This window comes from Caballeronia udeis, assembly GCF_001544555.2.
Lineage (GTDB): Bacteria > Pseudomonadota > Gammaproteobacteria > Burkholderiales > Burkholderiaceae > Caballeronia > Caballeronia udeis.
In genome coordinates, this window is sequence record NZ_FCOK02000003.1 from 172,771 (window position 1) to 193,165 (window position 20,395).

Here is a 20,395-nt window from a genome sequence, read left to right on the forward strand (position 1 = left end):
CCGTCAAAACAGAAGCGAAGAGAGCGATTCCCGTGTCCGAATCCGTTTCAGGTGCCCGCGCCGTTGGGCACGACACCCCGAACGCCGTGCATCGGCGGCTTCCCGCGGCAAAACGCGAGCGAGCGCGCTACGCGACGATGGCCGTGTTTTTCATCGCAGGGATGCTGTATGCCTCCTGGGGTGTGCACGTGCCCACGGTGCGCGACAAATTTCACCTGAGCCCCGGATCGCTCTCCATTGCGCTCCTGGCGGTTGCCGCCGGCTCGATCGTCGCCATGCTCACCAACGGTCCGTGGATCGCGCGTGTCGGCACTCGCCGCGCGTGCCTTGCCGGTGGTATCGGCATGACGATCTGCGGCGCGCTGATCCTGGTTGCGCCCTTCTACTGGATGCTGCTGGTCGTGCTGGCGCTGTTCGGTTTCAGCATGGCCACACTCGATGTCGCGATGAACGCGGAAGCCAGCGCCGTTGAAGAAGCGCTCGAGCGGCCGATCATGTCGTCGCTGCACGGCATGTTCAGCGTCGGCGGCATGTCCGGTGCAGCAGCCGGCGGCGCGCTGCTCGCGCACGGCATGCCGCCGGAGGCGCATCTTGCGCTGGCGTCGGTGGTGAGCCTGATCGTGCTGCTGGTGTCCGTACCCGCCGTGCTGCCGCACGTCCCTCACGCAGACAATGTGCATGGCAGGTCTTCATCGAACCGTTGGCGCTCCGGGGCGTTGTGGGCGCTCGGCGGCATGGCGTTGGTCGCGTTGATCGCCGAAGGGGCCATGTACGACTGGGCAACCGTCTACATGCGCGACGTTGTGCTTGCCACGCCCGCGCTATCCAGCGCGGCCTACGCGGCGTTCACCGGCGGCATGGCGGCCGGACGTTTTGGCGGTGATGCGGTGCGCGCCCGCTTCGGCGCGCCCCAGCTCATCTTCGCGAGCGCGGCGCTGGCATTTATCGGCATGGTGGCGGCGCTGTTGCTGCCCAACGCGGTCGTCACGCTCGCGGGGTTCACGCTGATGGGGCTCGGACTCGCGAACATGATGCCGGTGCTATTCGCCGCTGCGGCGCGTGTGAAGGGCGTGAGCCCGGCTGAAGGGCTGGCGCAGGTCGCAGGGCTGGCTTACTTCGGCCTGCTGTTCGGGCCGGTACTGATAGGCGGCGTGGCGCAATTGAGCACCTTGCCGATAGGGTTGTCGGTGGTCGCCGCCTGTGCAGCGCTGATTGCGCTCGCAGGGCCGAGAATCATGAAGAAGTTGAAGCTGTGAACGGACCACGAGCGCCAATCATCGCTCGCCAAACCGCCAGATGAAAAAAACGCGCTGACCGAAATCAGCGCGTTTTTTAAGAATGAAGATCATCGGGGGCGGTCTTCATCGAGACATCGATGACATCGAAGCTCGACCAGGACCGCCGGCGATAATTACATCTTGACCACGTCCAGCAGCGTCTTCTTGCCTGCCTTGTAGTTGTACAGCGAGATCACGCCGTGCTTCAGGTCGCCCTTCGAGTCGAAGGTCGTTTCGCCGATCACACCCTTGTAATCCGTATTCGGCATAGCTGCCAGAATCTTCGCCGGATCGGTGGAATTGGCGCGCTTCATCGCATCGACAATGATGTACACCGCGTCATACGTGAACGGAGCGTAGATCTGGATCGGCTGGCCGAAACGCTTCTGGAACTTGGCCGCGAACGCCGCGCCGCCTTCCATCTTTTCCAGCGCCATGCCGGCTTCCGAGCAGACGATATTGTCGGTTGCATCGCCAGCAAGAGTCGACAGCTGGTCGGTACAAACACCGTCGCCCGCCAGTACCTTGGCACGCAGACCGAGTTGCTTGGCTTGCTTGGCGAACGGGCCGCCGGTTGCGTCCATGCCGCCGAACATCACAGCGTCAGGATTTTCGCCCTTGATCTTCGTCAAGATTGCGCGGAAGTCGACAGCCTTGTCGTTGGTCGCATCATGCGACATCACGTTCATGCCGAGCGACTTGGCAGTCTTTTCGAACTCGTTCGCGAGACCCTGGCCGTAAGCGGTCGAGTCGTCGACAATCGCGACGCTCTTCAGCTTCAGCTCCTTGGAGGCATAGTTAGCCAGTGCCGGACCTTGTTGTGCATCGGTCGCGACAACGCGGTACGTCGTCTTGAAGCCTTGTTGCGTGTACACCGGGTTCGTTGCCGACGGCGAAATCTGCACGATGCCCGCATCGCTGTAGATCTTCGAAGCCGGGATCGAGGTCCCCGAATTCAAGTGGCCAACCACGGCGACGACTTTATCGTCGACCAGTTTCTGCGCCACTTGAGTAGCCGTACGCGGGTCAGCTGCGTCATCTTGCGCGTCGAGTTGAAGCGTGACCTTCTGGCCGCCGATCGTCAGACCCTTGGCATTGATTTCTTCAACTGCGAGGCGCGCGCCGTTTTCGTTGTCCTTGCCCAAGTGGGCAATACCACCGGTCAACGGTGCAACGTGACCGATCTTGACGACCTCGTCGGCCGTAGCGGTTGTTGCCATCGAGGCGAACAATAGCGCTGCAGCGCTGATAGGCAACAGTTTGTGAAGCTTGGTGTTCATGTAAGTCTCCAGTTTCGGTCCCAAAAACAACGGTGTCGCCCTGTGCTCCGTCTTCGTCACGTTTCGCTCAGCCCCGTGGACGACCACGCCGGATGCATCGTCATGCACTTGGCTCGTACTTCCGCAAGCCGTTTTTGACGACCAGCATCCGTACTGCGCGCAAGTGTAGGGTTGTCAAATTAATTTGGGGAAGTTTTTTAAGATACTGGTGCGACTACTAATAAGAGATGTGTTGAGAAGCCATTGAAAGTGTGCTGGTGCGGTGCGCAAAGGTCCTGTTCATGCGGTTCTTCAGCAGATTGGCAGACTTCCCCAAGTGACCGTGCGCGGTATTCTAGAGGCAACTCTTTAGTTTTACCCGGCCATGCCGTTATTATCCGGCCCGCTTGTTTCAAGTCAATTGCGCGGGTTAAGAAATCGGATAAGGACTCAGATAAGCACTGGGGTTAGCACTATTAACTAGTCGTCGCTTCAAGGCCTCGCGGCATGCGGCAACACGGCGGGTGAAAGTTGCGGAAACGCCCGTAAAAACGCGCCGCCGCGTGCACGGCCTACAGCCGCTTTACAGCCGGTGCCCTTGCCAGCAAGGCCGTTCGAATGGTGGCAAACTGTCCGGCTGCAATTCGCCCCCTATCGTCCCCCATCATTTCGCCCCCAACATTCAGGCATCAGCCAGGAGTTTCATCATGACCGTGACATCCCGCTGGATCGACATTCCCGCCAACGGCGACACCTTCCAGGGCTATCTCGCGTTGCCCAAAGCCGGCAAAGGCCCGGGCGTCGTCATCATCCAGGAAATATTCGGCGTGAACTCGCATATCCGCGCCGTGGCCGACCAGTACGCGGCCGATGGTTACGTCGCGCTCGCACCGGACATTTTCTGGCGCGTCCAGCCGCGCGTCGAGCTTGGCTATGACGGCGCGGACCGCGAGAAAGCAATGGAAATCTACGGCAAGCTCGACGTGGCGCACGCCGTCGCCGATGTCTCCGCCACCGCCGCTGCGCTGCGTTCGCTCCCGGAAGTCACGGGCAAGGTCGCGGCTGTCGGGTATTGCCTCGGCGGCCGGCTGGCCTATTTGTCGGCGGCGCAAGGTGCGTTCGATATCGCCGTGGCCTACTACGGCGGCGGTATCCAGAACGAACTCGACCTGGCCGACAAGATCAAGGTGCCGATGCAGTTCCACTACGGCGCACTCGACGCCCACATTCCGTCCGCCGCGGTCGACTCCGTCAAGCAGCGCTTCGCGGGTAAGGACGCTCAGGTCCACGTGTATCCGGGCGCCGATCACGGCTTCAATTGCACGGACCGCGCGTCGTACAATCAGGCGGCATCGGCACTGGCGCACGGACGCACGCTCACGTTCCTCGGCGAGCACCCGTAACCCGGCGCACAACGCCGCGGACTGCGCGGTTGGCCGCCTGAGAAGACCGGACACAACCGCTTCAGAAAAGGGGGAACCGTGCAGTCCGAGTATCTCGACTACGATGCGATCGGCCTGGCCGAGCTCGTGCGCAGTGGCCAGGTCAGCGCGCGGGAATTGATCGACACGGCGATCGCGCGCGCCGAAGCGGTTGATCCGGCGCTCAATGCGATTGTCCTGAAGGACTATCAGGCGGCGCGCGACCGTGCGAGCCGGGGCGGCCGCGATGGCTCCGGCACCCTCGGCGTTGGTCCGCTCGCGGGTGTTCCCTATCTCATCAAGGACCTGGGCGCGCCGGTCGCGGGTTTGCGCATGTCCATGGGATGCCGCCATTTCCAGCATTTCACGCCCACTGAAGATTCGCTGATCGTCGCGCGCTCGAAGCAAGCCGGACTCAACATTTTCGGCAAGACCAACACGCCTGAAATCGGCCAGATGCCGTACACCGAACCGGAATTGTTCGGGCCAACGCGCAATCCGTGGGCACTCGACTACACCACGGGCGGTTCCAGCGGAGGAGCGGCCGCGGCCGTGGCGGGCGGCGTCGTCCCGCTGGCGCACGCGGCGGACGGCGGCGGATCGATCCGCATCCCGGCGTCGTGCTGCGGGCTCTTCGGCTACAAGCCATCCAACGATGTACAGCCACAACCGCTGCCCACTGCCGGCGATCTGGCGGTAGATCACGCCGTGTCGCGCAGCGTCCGCGACAGCGCCCTGCTGCTCGACCTCACCTCGTCGGGCAAGCCGGGCATTTTCTTCCGTGCCGTTGCCGAGCCGTGCGCGCCGTTGCGCATCGGTTATATGGAGGAGCCGCAGCTCGCGGGGGCGTTATCGGCGGATGTAAAAGCCGCGCTGTACGACGCCGCCAAGCTCGCCGAATCGCTGGGTCATCGTGTGGAACCCGCGTCGTTTGGCCTCGACTTCAACGCCATTGCTCACGCGTTCCTCGTCATGTGGTCGGTGCTGGCCGAAGACATTGTGCTGCACGCCGATCGCATCAGCGGTCAGAAACCAAAGCGCGCTGATTTCGAGATTGCATCGTGGGCGATGGCGCATATCGGCCGAACGATTGGCGAGCGCGATCTCCCGGCAGCGCTGGAGACCCAGCGTCAGGTCACCGCGCAGATGGCTGCGTTGATGACTCGGTATGACGTGTTGTTGACACCAACGCTTGCTGCCGCGCCGTTCAAGATCGGCGCCAAGCAGCCAACGCAATTCGAGCGTTTCCAGATGCACGTTCTGTCGGCAATTCCCATTGAACCGCTGTTGCGGCGAATGCTGTCGGTTTCTGCCAAGAAGGCGTTCGACTGGGCGGGTTGCACGGAGCTTTTCAACTTTACCGGCCAGCCGGCCATGTCCGTGCCGCTTTACTGGAACGCCCGGGGTATGCCGATCGGCGTGCAGTTTGCCGGGCGGTTAAACGACGATGCCACCTTGTTCCGGCTGGCGGCGCAGCTGGAGGCCGCGAGGCCGTGGTTTGCCCGCCGTCCGGCGTTGATGACGGCGAGGTGACGGTGGTGACGCGTAGCGCCCAGGCGAACGAAAACCTAGCCTGGGCGCTTGGAAAAGCGGTAATGCGCGACGCCCCATTCGTTGCCCCCGCCATAGCCGAACAACTCGGCCACGGCCATATAAAACATGCGCCAGCGCTGAAACCAGATGCCGGCATTGGCGGCGCCGTACGTCTGGACCATCAGCGGCATCAACTCGCTGCGCGCCGCATCCAGATTCTCAAGCCAGTGATTCGCCGTCTTTTCGTAGTGCGCGCCGCTCACCCACCATTGACGGTCAATCCTGAGATCGTCCTGAAAATGGAGTAACAGCGCCTCCGACGGCATCGTCCCGCCCGTGAAAAAGTACTTCGACATCCAGTCGCTGCCGTCCTTCACTTCGAAGTGATAAGCCAGCGTGCGATGCGCGAACACGTGCACAAAAAGCTTGCCGTCTTCGCGCATCCAGCCCGAAATCTTGTTCAGCAATAACCGATAGTTCTTCATATGCTCGAACATCTCGATCGACAAGACGCGGTCGAAGCCCTCGGCAAGCCATGCCGGATCGAACTGGTGATCGACGATATTCCCCGTCACCACGCTCAGGTTGGCGATGCCTCGCCCGGCCGCTTCAGCCTCGATGAACTCGCGCTGGCCCCGCGAATTCGATAACGCCACGATCTGCGAGCGCGGATAGGCTTCCGCCAGCCACAACGAGAGCGATCCCCAGCCGCAACCGAGATCGAGGATGCGCTGGCCGTCGGTGAGTTGCGCGCGAGCGGCATATTCCTCGAGCATCGCGCGCTCGGCCTGATCGAGCGTCTCCTTTCCCGTTCGATACAGGCAGCACGAGTACTTCAGATGCTCGCCCAGATGCCCGTGGAAAAACGCCGCCGGCACCTCGTAATGCTGCGCGCTCGCGGCTTGCGTTTCGATCGCGATCGGGCTCGCACGCAGTTCATCGACCAGACGGTTGAAGCGCTTCGAGCGCGCTTCGCCGTCGTCGATACCTTCATCGCGCAGACGCTGTTTCATCAGCCGGCGCATCCCCAGGCGCACGAGCGAGTCCGGAAGCCGGCCGCGCTCGCACCAGTCGATCAGCCAGCTCTCCGCCGGCACTTCTTTTTCTTGTGGTTCTGACATAACCGCTCGGGATGGCAGGTCGCTCATATGGAAACTCCTCGCTATTATTATTTAAGGATGACGCGGCGGCCATGGAATCAATGCACTGGTCGTACGCATATAGTCCGCATACCCGGCGCGTTTTTTAGCCGATTCCGCTTCGACCATGGGTACGCCCGAGACTTTCATCAGCAGCCACGCCATCAGGACAGGTGGTAACAGCATGGCGAAAATCCATGCGCCAACGCCAATAGCCAGCGGAATGTACGCGACCCAATGCACGCATTCGAAGAAGTAATTCGGATGCCGTGAATAGCGCCACAGGCCCGCGCGGCAAACGTTGCTGTGATTCGACGGGTCCGCCTTGAACACGCGCAATTGATGATCCGCGAGCGCTTCTCCTGCAATCGCAATCACCCAGATCACCGCCGCCAGCGCGACCCAGGCAGCACCCGGCGGCGTAGCACGATAGGCCGGGACGAAAAACGCGAGCGACAGCAGCATCGAAATCACGGCTTGCAACTGGAAAAACCAGAACATTTTCTTGTTGGCATTGGCGCCCCACTGCGCGCGAAACTTGTGATAACGCGGATCTTCGGCGTGACCGGCATTCCGCTTCCATAGGTGCAGACCGAGCCGCACGCCCCAGACGAACCCGCCAGTTCCCACGACAACCCGCGTGTGCGGATCGCCTTGCGCGAGTGCCGCAACCAGCATTGCGGTCAAGCCGAGCGATATCGCCCAGACGGGATCGATCATCCCGGCATTCTTCGATTTAACCTGCCACGCCCAAACCGCCGTGAAAACAACAATGAGCGCGATAAAAGCAATAACGGCAACGGCGAGCGGCGACATGAAGTCCTCGATGTCGATTTTTTTGCGTTGAATACGGGTGGCATCGGCCGGAGAACGATTGCAACTACGACCTGGACTGCGGCCTGGACTAATTACGCACGTTGGCGTCCGGCGGATGCGCCGGCACAAGGTGGCAAACGCGGGAGCGGAAGCGAATCAGACGTCGACGTTCAGAACGAACGTGAACATAGGATATTCCCGAAGATGAGCGGAAACACAGGAACGGCGCGCTTTTAAGCGCCTGTTCCTGTCCAGCAGGCGTGGAAGCCGAAGCCTTCTCGGCTCGCCGCGCCGATCAGCCCATCGGACTGCTAAACCAGCGCCGGCAATCCTTCCACCAGCAGCAGTGCAACCAGCACGCCGAGCAGCGCGCCAAATACGCGCAGGGTATTTTTCCGGAACTGCGTGGCGCAAGGTACCGCGCCGAGGAAGAGAATGCCTGCAAGCGCCATCGGGATGATCAGGATGAAGTCGCCGATCGTGAAGTAGGTGTTCATACTCGTCTCCCATCGTCCGTGCTCAGCGTCCACCTGATTGCGTGAGACGTCGCACTGTCGATTCGAGTATAGGACGTTGTTTAAGCTTTATTCATGGTGCTTTGCGCAAACGTTAGCGAACGATTAACGAAATGCCTTATAGGACGGAGCTTTCCGGTCACATGTTGTAAGCGGATACGGAAAAACCCTCACTTATTAGTGTTTACGAAGAACTTTCGTTACGTCCACGCGTGTATCTAAACGATCAGGCATTCACGTGCTGTTCTCGCCGACGCAGGTAATCCGCGCCGCCCAAACCGATCAGCAACAGCGCAAATACAAAGCCGCTTACCCCCGGCCAACCGGCGATGGTCCAGAAGTGTCCGCCCCAGGAGCCGAGCACACTCGACCCGATGTAATACGCGAGCAGGTACAGCGCAGCTGCCTGACCTTTAGGGCCTTTCGCCAGCAATCCGATCCAGCCGCTTGCGACCGAATGGCCGGCAAAAAATCCGAACGTCATGCACGCGATGCCCGCAATCACCACGGGCAACGAACTCGACAACGTCAACGCCACGCCAAGGATCATCAGCAAGAGCGCGGCGATCAGGACGCGGCCACGGCCAAACACATCGGCCATTTTCCCGGACCACGGCGACGCCACCACGCCTGTCAGATACACCACGAAAATCGCACCAATTTCCGTCTGGCTCAGATTGAACGGCGCCGCGATCAACCTATACCCGACGTAGTTATAGAGCGTCACGAAGCTGCCCATGAGCACAAAACCCATCAGGAACACGAACGGAAGACTGCGGTTTTTCAGATGCCCGGACAGCGCCGTCCGATGATGGCGAAATCCCATCCCCGCGCGCGGCACAAAACGTCGCGACGGTGGCAGGAGCGTCCGAAACGCCAGCGTGGCGAGCAGCCCAAGCACCCCGATTCCACCGATAGCCACGTGCCACGAGAAGAAGTCCGCGAGAATCCCGCTGATCACGCGCCCCGCCATTCCCCCTATGGCAGTGCCTCCGACGTAGAGTCCCATGGCGAGGCCGAGGCCATCGGGATGCACTTCCTCGGCGAGATAGGCCATGGCGACTGCCGGCACGCCGCCAAGCGCCAGCCCCTCGAGCGCACGCACGAACAGCAGCGTGGGCCAACTCGGCAGAAACGCCACGATAATCGTCAGCAGCGACGAAGCCGTGAGCGACAGGGTCATCAACCGGTGCCGGCTCCAGCCCTCTGAAACAAAGCCGGCGATAAAAATCGCCACGGCGAGCGTTGCCGTCGTCACCGATACCGACAGCGCGCTTTGCGCCGGGCTGACGCCGAACGTCTTGGTGAATTCCGGAAGGAGCGGCTGCACACAGTAGAGCAGCGAAAACGTGGCGTAGCCTGCAAACAGCAAGGCGATTGCAGCATGCCAGTAAGCACGCGATCCGCGGTCGAGGTACGGCAGGGGATCGGGGGGAAGCGAGGAGGACGAAGCTGACCGGGGGGGCGCCGGCGATGAAGTCACAAAGATATCTCCGGGGGCGAAGGCCATAACGATACCGTGATCGTCAGGGTTTTGCCGGATACCGCGCCTGGCGCTTTCAATCGACTTGCGAAAGCGATCGGGATGCGATTGCGTTGTTTCAATACCATTGCAACTTTTCACCCCACGAGAATTGATGCGCTAAAGTAGAACATCGTTTCAGCCGAAATCATCGGAACACGCTGCAATGCGCAGGCATTCGAGGGATTCACGGGCGCACTGAAGTCTCGCGCACAGGAGGTCACATTCCTGTGTTTCATCCAGAACCGACCGGCACGTCTTTTGTTCTGCCGGCAACCTCGGGGAGTAATCATGCAAATCGGTTCAATCGTTCGCTCCGTCCATATTGCGGTGCCTCAAGGCGCACGCGGGATCGTCATGCGGATTCTCGGCGACATGGCCATGGTCGCCTGGTATGCGGACGAACCCGGCACGTCGGAACTACTAAATACGGAACCGTTCTTCCTCGAAGACCTGATCGATACCGGCGAACTCGTTCGCCCCACTAACGCGCTCATGCATTAAGGAATTAGCGCGTTTCAGAACGCTGTTTCGCTGTATCCGCGCATCGCTGATGCTTCCACCCGCGATGCGCGTCACAATGCAGGGATGAACTCGAACCATTCCGATGCATCCCGCGCGTCCGCAGACAGCCTTTCTCTTCCCGGCGACGACGCTGATCTCCCGCCCCCGCCTTTCGCGGATCTCACGCCCGAGCGTGTGCTCGATGCGCTCGACAGCGTCCTCATGCCGCTTGGCGAACGCACCGACGGCGGCATGCTCGCGCTCAACAGCTATGAAAACCGCGTGTATCAGGTTGGCATGGAGGACGGGCCGCCGATGGTCGCAAAGTTCTACCGGCCGCTGCGCTGGTCCGACGACGCCATTCTCGAAGAGCACGCTTTTGTTTCGACGCTTTATGAACGCGAGATTCCGGCGGTGCCGGCACGCGTGCTGAATGGCGCGACGCTGCATACGTTCGAGGGTTTCCGGTTCTCCATCTTCGAACGACGTGGCGGGCGCGCGCCGGATATCGACCGGCCGGAGACGCTGGAATGGCTTGGGCGGTTTATCGGCCGGATCCACGCGGTCGGGCAGATAAAGCCGTACGTGGAACGGCCGGCGCTTGATATCCAGACCTTCGGTTACGAACCGCGCGAGTTTTTACTCACGCACGGGTTTGTGCCGAAGGACGTGCGGGAAGCGTATGAAACCGTGGTGAAAATGGCGCTGGAAGGCGTCGAACGATGCTACGAACGCGCCGGCGACATCAAAAGCATCCGGCTGCACGGAGATTGTCATCCAAGCAACGTTTTGTGGACGGATGCGGGTCCGCATTTTGTCGATTTCGATGACAGCCGCATGGCGCCCGCTATTCAGGATCTATGGCTGCTGCTGCCGGGCGACCGTCCGGAGGCTTCGCGCGCATTGGGTGATCTGCTGGCCGGGTACGAAGATTTCTGCGATTTCGAGCCGCGTGAGCTGCATCTGGTCGAAGCGCTGCGCACGCTGCGGTTGATTCACTACGCGGCCTGGCTGGCGCGTCGCTGGAACGATCCCGCGTTTCCCGCCGCGTTTCCGTGGTTCAACACGCAACGATATTGGGAAGACCGGATTCTGGAGTTGCGCGAGCAGGTCGGCGCAATGGAAGAAGGGCCGCTCTGGCCGGTTTGACCGGTAGTTTGCCTGGTGTCTTGTTGCATTGGTCGGCGCCCCCTGCGCCGGCCGCGTAACGCGGCTATTGAAGATTTTCAATGATCATGTAATGATAACCATTATCATTTGAAAGCCTGACTCTGCCGGTGCGCTTGTTGGCCACCTGTTTGACCGTATCGGTGAGAAATCCATCCGCAGCATCCCCTTATCTGCCATGCCCTGGAGAGACGCGTGAACGCGCCTGAAACCTTTGAACCCGCGTCCAACGTGACCACCATGCCTTATGCGCCGCGCAGCGGCCGCCCCATCGACAAGGCCGAACTCAATGCCCGCAAACAGCGCTCGCGCCGCGCGACTTTCGTGAAATGGCTGCGCAAGGTGCATGGCTGGGTCGGCTTGTGGGGCGCCGTGCTCGGGCTCTTGTTCGGCACGACCGGTTTCTTGCTGAACCATCGGGCAGGACCGTTGAAGGTTTCGACCGGAGAACCGCAGGTGTCGCAGATGCAAATGGCCGTGCCCGCACACGGTCTCAAGTCGCCAATGGAACTCGGCAAGTGGCTCAAGCAGGAACTCAAGCTGGACGGCAATATCGGCCGGCCGAAACGTGAAGCGGCGCACCCGGTGGGCTGGGGTGATCAGAAGACGATGCAGCCGGAGTTGTGGACCGTGGCGGTGGCGTCACCAGGCGGGTCGGTCGCGGCGGAATACTGGGTGGGGAACGGGTTCGTATCCGTGAAACGCACCGACAACAGTTTTCTCGCGACCATGGCCAATTTGCACAAAGGCGTGGGATTGAGCGTGGGCTGGGTGCTGCTCATCGATACGCTGGCGGGCAGCATTATCCTGCTGTCGCTGACAGGCGTGTTGCTGTGGACCGAGCTGAATAAACGCAAGACCGTGGGCGCGGTGATCGTGATGGCGTCGATTGTCGCGATGGTTTGGATGGGGTTGATGTAACGCGGCGCTTCGTTGCGAGCACTTGTGTTTGAAGACGGACCCCGCGGTGATGCGGGGTTTTTTGTTTTTGAACGGATGCAGATTACGCGCCCATGATGGTTGACGGCGCTGCAGCCGATATCCGCACTGCATGAACAAAAACATCCTGTGCACGAAGCCCAATCAGAAAGAACTTCGATGCATCAAATTATTACCTTCGATCCGGGCTTGCAAGCCGCTGCCGCGATTAAGATCGTGACCACACTAAGGGCCGCATTCAACCCGTGGACAATTTTCGCGGTAGTCCGTGAAATCAGCGATCGCATTGTCATCATTTAGTTGATTAGTGATGCCGGAGTATTTCCTGAGTAGTTGCAACATTTTGGATAACTCTTTGCATTACTAACTTTTTTACAATCGCAGCCATACCCCTCTCCGTTGACCAAGCGCAAACTCAACCACTCCCATACGGACACCTCCCATGCCCCACCCCCACGTCCTCATTTGCCTGCCCACTTACAGCGAAGAAGTGCACATCAATTTCGCCTTCTCTCTACTGGACTTGACTCACGCATTGACCAATTCCGGCGCGACGTACGAGACGTTGCACGTCGCGTCGTCCCAAATCATTCGCGCGCGCAACTTCTTCGCGAATTATTTCCTGAGCCGGCCTGAAGTCACTCATCTGCTTTTCCTCGATACCGACATGAAGTTTCCTGCCCAAGCCGTCCTCAGGCTTTTGGCTGCGAACAAAACCCTCTCGGGCGTTGCCTATCCGTTCAGACGTTTCGATCTGGATCGTTCTATAGCGCCCGCCGATTCCGGCCTCTCCATGCGTCAATGGCTGGAAAAGCATGCCGACTACACGTTTGCGCCCATTACGAATGCGGACGGAGATCTTGATTTCGTGAATGGATTGGCTGAAGCGCGGCATATTGGTACCGGCGTTTTCCTGGCGCAGCGAGAAGCGTTTGAGGTAACGAAACCCTTTTCAGAATGCTACTCGCCGCCGAAACAATATGAGTCGCTGTTACCCAGCGGCAAGTTCTACGGGTTCTTCGAAACGATTGAAGAAGACGGCGTTTATCTGGGTGAAGACGTGTCGTTCTGCATCCGCGCGCGCCAGGCGGGATTATCGATTTGGGCGTTGATTGACCAGACGGTGGTCCATTACGGCGCGTCAGAGGTATCAGGTCAATACCTTCAGTCCATGCGACTCAACGGCAAAGTGGCCTGACGTCCACGAACGCCGCGCTGATGCCTCAAGCGCGGCAATGCTGCATCAATCTAGATCCCGCAAACCTCGCCCGTCCCTTCAAGCTCACGCGCCGCCTTCGCTCCTTCGACCTGCAGAATAGTCGGCAACGAAACACCGTTTTTAGCCGCCGTCACTTCAGCGAGAATGGACACCGCAATCTCGGGCGGCGTCCTGCTGCCAATATAAATTCCCACCGGCCCATGCAGGCGCGACAACTCGGCATCGGAGAGATCGAACTCCTTCAGCCGCTCGCGGCGCGCCGCGTTATTCTTCCGCGATCCCAACGCGCCGACATAAAACGCAGGCGTCTTCAACGCCTCCATCAACGCCAGATCGTCCAGCTTCGGATCGTGTGTCAGCGCAATCACCGCACAGCGCTCATCGAGGTTCATTTCCATCACGGTATCGTCGGGCATGGTGCGCACGATCTTCGTGCCCGGGACATCCCACTCGTCCGTGTACTCCTCGCGCGGGTCGCAAACCGTCACGTGATAATCCAGCCCGACCGCAATACTGCATAAATACCGCGACAACTGTCCCGCGCCGATCACGAGCATTCGATACCGCGGCCCGTGAATGGTCGACAAGGTCGTTTCATCGAAGGTCACGCCATCCGTTGCCTGCGCCGGCTCCAACTTGACCGCCCCGTTGTTCATATCGAGCGTGCGTGTCACCAGCCGTCCGGCAAGAACGGCATCGCACAATTCAGCAATACCGCTCGCCATCGACAGCGGTTCAAGCACCAGTTGAATAGTCCCGCCGCAAGGCAGTCCGAACCGGTGCGCTTCCTCCGCCGAAATGCCGTATTTCACGCTCTCGGGCTTCGTCTGCTCAATACCGCGTTGCCTGACGCGCTCGATCAAGTCGTCTTCAATGCACCCGCCCGACACTGATCCCATCACCGCGCCGTCATCGCGCACGGCGAGCATCGCGCCTTCCGGCCGCGGCGACGAGCCCCACGTCTTGACGACAGTCACCAGCAACACGCGATGCCCGCGTTCGAGCCATCGAGCACTGTTTCTCAGGACTTCGAGATCCACGCTGTCCATGATCTTTTCCTCTTCTTCCCTTCACCTGCGCCGTCGGCGGCCGCCGCATCGGAATCGCCCTCTGGCTCACCGGCGGGCTCGTCATTCTGCGTCAACTGCGCACTGAAGCGCTTGAAAAATTCCCCGGCAATCTTCCTGGCCGCGCCATCCACCAGCCGCGAGCCGATCTGCGCGAGCTTGCCGCCCACTTGCGCATTCGCCGTGTAAGACAATGTGGTTGAGTCCGTATTCTCGCCCGGTTCCAGGTTCACCTTCGCCTGGCCCTTGCCGAAACCGGCCGTCCCGCCCTGTCCTTCGAACACGATGGTGTACGTGTGCGGCGCGTCGATGTCCACCAAATTCATGCGCCCTTTGAATTTCGCTTTCACCGGCCCCACCGACGCCGTCATGGCCACCACATACGCGTTTTCGCCATCGGCTTCTATGCTTTCGCAACCTGGAATGCACGCGCGCAGTATTTCAGTATCGTTCAGCGCTTCCCACGCGACATTCTGCGGCACCGGCAGATTATGCGTTTCGGTCAATTCCATGACGTGTCTCCGGCTGATTTCCGGTCCGCACGACGCGTCACCGCCGCCAGCTCCCGGCCGACAGCGTTCAGGCTGTCGAGGTTGTGAGCCGCAAGCATTGCGTCGACATGCGGCAGGATCGCCCGCACGCCCCGGGCGCGTGGCGTGAAATCGGCGTACCGAAGCAACGGATTGAGCCACACCAGCCGATGCGCAAAGCGCCTCAGGCGCAGCATTTCGGTATCCAGGACGTCGATTGCTTCGTGATCGAGTCCGTCCGTGACAAACAAAACCGTCGCGCGGCCGTTGAGCACACGCCGCGCCCAACGCCGGTTGAATTCAGCCAGCGCCGCACCGATCCGCGTGCCGCCCGACCAGTCGACCACCTGATCGGAGATCGCGGCAATCGCGACGTCGGGATCGCGTTCGCGTAACGCCCGCGTGGCGTTGGTCAGGCGCGTGCCGAACAGGAAAACCTGCAGGCGTTCACGCGATTGCAGCAATGCATGGCAGAAGTAAAGCACAGCTCGGGAATACGCGCTCATCGACCCGGAAATGTCGAGCAGCAGGACAAGCGGTGGGCGGCGTTCAACCACTTTCTTGTATTTCCACGTGGTCCAGTCGCCGCCCGAGCGCACGGCGCTGCGGGCGCTGGCGCGCAAATCGGCATGCGTGCCGTGCGACGCAGTTTTTAAACGCCGTGTCGGCTCCGTGGCAAGCGGCATTCTATGCGAACGAATTTGATGTCGAAGCGCGCGCCATTCGTCGGATGTAAGCGTGTCGAAATCGCGATGGCTCAGGCGCTCCTGCGCGCTGAACGTGATGCGCGCGTGGAGATGTTCAACGTTGTCCCGCTGCTGGTTCGCCGGCTTCAATGCAGCTGCCCGTGCGGCGAGGGCATCGGCGAGACGGTTGTTGCGTTTGGGCGGCGGCACGCCATTCGTCACTTTCGGCAGCAACATCGCGCGCAATTTCCCTTCCCAATCCGGATCGCGCCAGAAAAGATCGAAGGCCTGGTGGAAGAGTTCGCGCTCATCGGGCGCATGAACAAGCAGCGCGGCGAGCGCCGCTCGGACATCGTCGCGACGGGTAATGTCGATCCAGCGCAACGCTTCGAGCGCGTCGACGCTGTGCGCCGGCGACATCGCGAGGCCCGCGCCGCGCAGCAATCGCACGAAATGCACAACGTTATGGGCAAGCGTTGGCGTTTCCATGTTCGTTCAGGCCGGTGCGGCGAGGCACTGCGCGATTTCGGCGGCGTCCACGCGTGCGAGATCGTCCTGGTACTTCAGCAGCACGCCAAGCGTGTCCTGCACCGACTGAGGATCGAGTTCGCTGACGGAAAGCGCCGCCAGCGCACGGCACCAGTCGATGGTTTCCGCCACGCCCGGCGCCTTGAACAGGTCGAGCGTCCTCAGCCGATGCACAAACGCCACGGCTCGCGCCTGCACGTCCGCGCTGGCTTCGGGCGCGCGTGCAGCGACTATTTGCAGTTCCACATCGCGGGCCGGATAGCCGATCCATTGATATAAACAGCGCCGCTTGAGCGCGTCGTGAACCTCGCGCGTGCGGTTCGACGTCATCACGACCAGCGGCGGCCGTTCAGCGCGCACGGTTCCATACTCGGGAATCGATACCTGGAAATCCGACAGCAACTCAAGCAGGAAAGCTTCGAACGGTTCATCGGCGCGATCGATTTCATCGATTAGCAGTACGCGTTGAGCGGCCGGATTCAACGGGTCCGGCATAAGTGCCTGCAGCAGCGGGCGCTTGAGGAGGAATTCGCTTTTATAGAGCGAATCGTTCGATGGTTGTTCGCCGGCCGCCTCAGCAAGCCGCAGCGCCATGATCTGGCGCGGGTAGTCCCATTCGTAGAGTGCGCTGGCGGTGTCGAGCCCTTCATAGCATTGCAGCCGCAGCATTTGCGTGCCGAGGACACCGGCGGCCGCTTTTGCCAGCTCGGTCTTGCCGACGCCCGGTTCGCCCTCGAGGAAAAGCGGGCGCTGCATTTTCAACGCAAGGAAAAGCCCCGTTGCGAGTTCACGGCTGGCGAAGTATTGCTGCCCGCTCAGCGCGACGAGGGTTTCGTCGATGGATGCCGGGTCCATGAGGTTCCTGGGTCTGGATAGGTCAGTGTTTATTTCGCTCGCGCCGGGAGAACCCCAGCGCGTTCATCGGCGCGAGCAAAAAACCGGGGGCGAACGAAACGCTAAAACGCATTGGCCCGATCGACCGCCCTCCCGGCAAGAATCGGGATCAAATGCGCCCGATACTCGGCACTCGCGTGCATATCGTCGTTGAGCGTATTGGCGGAAATCGATGTGCCGCGCGCCGACGCAACCGAGAAATCCTTTGATAAAGCATCCTCAAGTTCGGAAGCCCGAAACACGCACGCTGCCGCGCCCGTGATCGCCACCCTCACACCGCCGGCGTGCTTCGCAACAAACACCCCGACCAACGCAAAGTGCGACGCAGGATTCCGAAACTTCTCGTACCCGGCGCGCTCGGCAATCGGAAACTCAACCGATGTAATCAGCTCGTCCGGCTCCAAGGCCGTCTCATACATGCCAAGGAAAAAGTCATCGGCGGCAATGCGCCGCCTGTCCGTCACAATGGTCGCGTTCAACGCCAGCACAGCCGCCGGATAACACGCCGCCGGATCATCGTTGGCGAGCGATCCGCCAATCGTCCCGCGCTCCCGAACCTGCCGGTCGCCAATATGGCCGGCAAGATCAGCCAGCCCCGGCAACGCACGTTGCACCTCGGGATTCGCCGCAACCTGTGCATGACAAACCGCTCCGCCAATGGTCACTTTGTCGCCCGTCACGGTGATGTCCTTCATCGAACCGATCCGCGTCACATCCACCAGCGCCGATGGCTGCGCAAGCCGCAAGCGCATGGTCGGCAGCAAACTCTGCCCGCCCGAGAGATATTTGGCGTCGTCGTGCTGCTTGAGAAACGCCACCGCTGCGTCGGACTTGTCAGGCCGTTGATAATCGAATGAGTACATGTCGAAGTCCTCTCAAGCGGGAGTCGAAGTGCCACGAGCGGCAGAAGCATCGGCGGCGGCATGCATCGCAGCCCATACGCGATGCGGCGTGGCAGGCATCTGCAGGTCGGTCACACCGAGCGGCGAAAGCGCATCGATGATCGCGTTGATCACCGCCGGCGGCGAGCCGATCGCGCCCGCTTCGCCGCAGCCTTTTACCCCCAGCGGGTTATGCACGCATGGCGTCCCTTTCGCGGTTTCCACATCGAAGTTCGGCAGGTCGGACGCGTGCGGCATCGCATAGTCCATGAACGAACCGGACATCAACTGGCCGCTCTCGTTGTCATACACGGCGCGCTCCAGCATGGCCTGGCCAATGCCCTGCCCGATCCCGCCATGCACCTGGCCTTCGACGATCATCGGATTGATGATGTTGCCGAAATCATCCACAGCGGTGAACTTCTGGATGCGCGTTTCGCCGGTGTCCTGATCGACTTCCACTTCGCACAAATACGCGCCCGACGGATACGTGAAGTTGCTCGGATCGTAGAACGCATTTTCGTTAAGGCCTGGTTCGAGCTTGTCGAGCGGGAAGTTGTGCGGCACGTAAGCCGCCAGCGATACCTCCGCGAACGCCTTCGTCCGGTCGGTGCCCGCCACGCGGAAAATGCCGTCCTTGAACTCAATATCTTCCGCCGATGCCTCCAGCAAATGCGCCGCGATCTTCTTGGCCTTGTCCTCGATCTTGTCGAGCGCTTTCATGATCGCCGAGCCGCCCACCGCGATGGACCGCGAGCCGTACGTGCCCATGCCGAAAGGAATCCGGCCGGTGTCGCCGTGGACGATCTCGATGTTGTCCATCGATACCCCCAGCCGGTCCGCCACCACTTGCGCGAACGTGGTTTCGTGCCCTTGCCCGTGGCTATGCGAGCCGGTGAACACGGTGACGGAACCCGTGGGATGCACACGGATTTCGCCAGCTTCGAACAAGCCCGCCCGCGCGCCCAACGCGCCCGCCAGGTTCGATGGCGCCAGCCCGCACGCCTCGATGTAGCAGGAATATCCCAGTCCGCGCAGCTTGCCGTTTTTCTTCGATTCCTCGCGTCGCGCAGCGAACCCTTTCACATCGGCGATTTCCATCGCACGGTCGAGCAACGCCGAATAATCACCGGAATCGTAGGTCAGGCCAACCGGCGTGGCGTACGGCCACGAACGGATGAAGTTGCGCCGCCGCAATTCCGCCGGATCTATGTTCATCTCGCGCGCCGCCGTCTCCACAATACGTTCCAGCACATACGTCGCCTCGGGACGTCCGGCGCCGCGATAGGCATCGACGGGAACCGTGTTCGTGAAGACCGCTTTCACCTCGGCATAGATCGCGGGCGTGGCGTATTGGCCGGCGAGCAGCGTGGCGTAGAGGATGGTCGGAATCGCGGACGCGAACGTCGACAAATACGCGCCCATGTTGGCCGTCGTGTGCACGCGCAGGCCGAGGAACTTGCCGTCGGCGTCCAACGCGAGTTCGGCTTTCGTCACGTGATCGCGGCCGTGGGCATCGGAGAGAAAAGCTTCCGAGCGCTCGCATGTCCACTTGATCGGCCGCCGGACTTTCTTCGACGCCCACGTCAACGCCACATCTTCCGCATACAGATAAATCTTCGAGCCGAACCCGCCGCCCACGTCCGGCGCAATGATCCTTAGCTTCGACTCGGGCAAGGACAACACGAACGCCGCCATCAACAAACGCTCGACGTGCGGATTCTGGTTCGCGACGTACACCGTGTAACTGTCGTCGGACTTCGAATAACTCGCGTTCACGGCGCGCGGCTCGATCGCGTTCGGCACCAGGCGCTGGTTCACAATGTCCAGCGTGGTCACATGCGCGGCTTTGGCGAAGGCGGCGTCGGTGGCGGCTTTATCGCCGTGGCCCCAGGTGTAGCAGAGGTTGTTCGGCGCTTCATCGTGGACTTGCGGCTGGCCGGGGTCCGCGGCGGTGGCGGTATCGACGACAGCCGGCAGCACGTCGTAGTCCACCTCGATCAACTCGATCGCGTCCTTCGCTTCCTTCACCGATTCCGCGATGATCAACGCCACCTGGTCGCCCACGTGGCGCACTTTCGTATGCGCCATCACGGGGTGCGGCGGTTCGTTCATCGGCTTGCCGTCGATGTTGTGGATCAGCCAGCCGCACGGCAGTCCGCCGACGCTCTCGCCGGCCATGTCCGCGCCGGTGAAGATCGCGACGACGCCGGGCGCTTCTTTCGCGGCCGTGATGTCGATGCTGCGGATCGTCGCGTGCGCGTACGGCGAGCGCAGGAAGACGCCATAGGTTTGGCGCGGGAGGACGACGTCGTCGGTGTACTGGCCGTTGCCCGTCAGGAAGCGATAGTCTTCCTTGCGTCTAATGGCGGCGCCAATCATGTGATGGGTATCGGGTGTCTCGGGGGCGTTCATCGCGGACTCCTGTTCAGGCGCGAATCTTCATCTTTATCGGAAAGGTGAGTGCGGCTTCGTTACAGCTTCAGTTGAAGCGCGGG

Annotated in this window: 19 protein-coding genes; 8 read left to right on the plus strand and 11 right to left on the minus strand. The window is 60.9% G+C overall.

Annotation, left to right across the window (positions count from 1 at the left end; all coding sequences use genetic code 11):
- The first annotated feature begins 32 nt into the window (after window positions 1–32).
- Window positions 33–1,256, plus strand: a complete 1,224-nt coding sequence (locus tag AWB69_RS03770; RefSeq protein WP_062082275.1) for an MFS transporter — start codon at window positions 33–35, stop codon at window positions 1,254–1,256.
- A gap of 155 nt (window positions 1,257–1,411) precedes the next feature.
- Here the strand turns inward: AWB69_RS03770 and AWB69_RS03775 are convergent, their stop codons facing one another.
- On the minus strand, window positions 1,412–2,557 hold the full coding sequence (locus AWB69_RS03775; protein WP_062082277.1) for a branched-chain amino acid ABC transporter substrate-binding protein: 1,146 nt from the start codon (window positions 2,555–2,557) through the stop codon (window positions 1,412–1,414).
- Between the two features lie 686 nt (window positions 2,558–3,243).
- On the opposite strand from AWB69_RS03775, the gene AWB69_RS03780 reads away from it, so the two are divergent.
- Both AWB69_RS03780 and AWB69_RS03785 read left to right on the plus strand, forming a co-directional pair.
- Entirely contained in the window at window positions 3,244–3,939 is a 696-nt protein-coding gene (locus AWB69_RS03780) for a dienelactone hydrolase family protein (RefSeq protein ID WP_062082279.1), read from the plus strand.
- A gap of 78 nt (window positions 3,940–4,017) precedes the next feature.
- Window positions 4,018–5,490: an amidase gene (locus AWB69_RS03785; RefSeq protein ID WP_062082281.1), complete on the plus strand. Its 1,473-nt coding sequence runs from the start codon at window positions 4,018–4,020 to the stop codon at window positions 5,488–5,490.
- Between the two features lie 35 nt (window positions 5,491–5,525).
- Here AWB69_RS03785 and AWB69_RS03790 read toward each other — a convergent pair whose 3' ends face one another.
- From AWB69_RS03790 to AWB69_RS03805, 4 genes are all read right to left on the minus strand, one after another.
- Entirely contained in the window at window positions 5,526–6,611 is a 1,086-nt protein-coding gene (locus AWB69_RS03790) for an SAM-dependent methyltransferase (protein ID WP_156528724.1), read from the minus strand.
- 51 nt (window positions 6,612–6,662) lie between these two features.
- The gene (locus tag AWB69_RS03795; protein ID WP_062082286.1) at window positions 6,663–7,445 is read right to left on the minus strand and encodes a DUF1295 domain-containing protein; all 783 of its coding nucleotides are present in this window, start codon (window positions 7,443–7,445) and stop codon (window positions 6,663–6,665) included.
- Between the two features lie 311 nt (window positions 7,446–7,756).
- Window positions 7,757–7,942 carry a hypothetical protein gene (locus AWB69_RS03800; RefSeq protein ID WP_062082288.1) on the minus strand — a complete coding sequence of 62 codons (186 nt, stop codon included), beginning with the start codon at window positions 7,940–7,942 and terminating at the stop codon, window positions 7,757–7,759.
- Window positions 7,943–8,186: 244 nt separating this feature from the next.
- Window positions 8,187–9,470: an MFS transporter gene (locus AWB69_RS03805; protein ID WP_062082495.1), complete on the minus strand. Its 1,284-nt coding sequence runs from the start codon at window positions 9,468–9,470 to the stop codon at window positions 8,187–8,189.
- A 303-nt stretch (window positions 9,471–9,773) separates the two neighbouring features.
- Between AWB69_RS03805 and AWB69_RS03810 the strand changes: the two genes are divergently transcribed.
- The 5 genes from AWB69_RS03810 to AWB69_RS03825 all read left to right on the plus strand — a co-directional run bounded on the left by AWB69_RS03810 (window position 9,774) and on the right by AWB69_RS03825 (window position 13,290).
- The gene (locus AWB69_RS03810; protein ID WP_047895387.1) at window positions 9,774–9,986 is read left to right on the plus strand and encodes a hypothetical protein; all 213 of its coding nucleotides are present in this window, start codon (window positions 9,774–9,776) and stop codon (window positions 9,984–9,986) included.
- An 84-nt stretch (window positions 9,987–10,070) separates the two neighbouring features.
- Complete coding sequence (locus tag AWB69_RS03815; protein WP_062082290.1) at window positions 10,071–11,135, plus strand: serine/threonine protein kinase; 1,065 nt, start codon at window positions 10,071–10,073, stop codon at window positions 11,133–11,135.
- A gap of 213 nt (window positions 11,136–11,348) precedes the next feature.
- Window positions 11,349–12,074: a PepSY-associated TM helix domain-containing protein gene (locus AWB69_RS03820; RefSeq protein ID WP_062082293.1), complete on the plus strand. Its 726-nt coding sequence runs from the start codon at window positions 11,349–11,351 to the stop codon at window positions 12,072–12,074.
- 99 nt (window positions 12,075–12,173) lie between these two features.
- Complete coding sequence (locus AWB69_RS47455) at window positions 12,174–12,392, plus strand: hypothetical protein (protein ID WP_156528725.1); 219 nt, start codon at window positions 12,174–12,176, stop codon at window positions 12,390–12,392.
- Window positions 12,393–12,534: 142 nt separating this feature from the next.
- Window positions 12,535–13,290 (plus strand): glycosyltransferase family 2 protein, encoded by a 756-nt coding sequence (locus AWB69_RS03825; protein ID WP_062082296.1) that lies wholly within the window; start codon window positions 12,535–12,537, stop codon window positions 13,288–13,290.
- 50 nt (window positions 13,291–13,340) lie between these two features.
- Here the strand turns inward: AWB69_RS03825 and AWB69_RS03830 are convergent, their stop codons facing one another.
- From AWB69_RS03830 to AWB69_RS03855, 6 genes are all read right to left on the minus strand, one after another.
- On the minus strand, window positions 13,341–14,360 hold the full coding sequence (locus tag AWB69_RS03830; RefSeq protein WP_062082299.1) for an XdhC family protein: 1,020 nt from the start codon (window positions 14,358–14,360) through the stop codon (window positions 13,341–13,343).
- The gene (locus AWB69_RS03835) at window positions 14,333–14,890 is read right to left on the minus strand and encodes a CoxG family protein (RefSeq protein WP_062082302.1); all 558 of its coding nucleotides are present in this window, start codon (window positions 14,888–14,890) and stop codon (window positions 14,333–14,335) included. The genes AWB69_RS03830 and AWB69_RS03835 overlap by 28 nt, the downstream gene beginning before the upstream one ends.
- A complete protein-coding gene (locus AWB69_RS03840) occupies window positions 14,881–16,083 on the minus strand; it encodes a vWA domain-containing protein (RefSeq protein WP_062082304.1) in 1,203 nt (400 codons plus the stop codon). Before AWB69_RS03840 ends, AWB69_RS03835 begins: the two co-directional genes overlap by 10 nt.
- Window positions 16,084–16,089: 6 nt before the next feature.
- Window positions 16,090–16,977 (minus strand): AAA family ATPase, encoded by an 888-nt coding sequence (locus AWB69_RS03845; RefSeq protein ID WP_062082307.1) that lies wholly within the window; start codon window positions 16,975–16,977, stop codon window positions 16,090–16,092.
- A 101-nt stretch (window positions 16,978–17,078) separates the two neighbouring features.
- Window positions 17,079–17,879, minus strand: coding sequence for an FAD binding domain-containing protein (locus tag AWB69_RS03850; RefSeq protein WP_062082310.1), 801 nt, complete (start codon window positions 17,877–17,879; stop codon window positions 17,079–17,081).
- 12 nt (window positions 17,880–17,891) lie between these two features.
- The gene (locus tag AWB69_RS03855; RefSeq protein WP_062082312.1) at window positions 17,892–20,312 is read right to left on the minus strand and encodes a xanthine dehydrogenase family protein molybdopterin-binding subunit; all 2,421 of its coding nucleotides are present in this window, start codon (window positions 20,310–20,312) and stop codon (window positions 17,892–17,894) included.
- Window positions 20,313–20,395 lie beyond the last annotated feature (83 nt).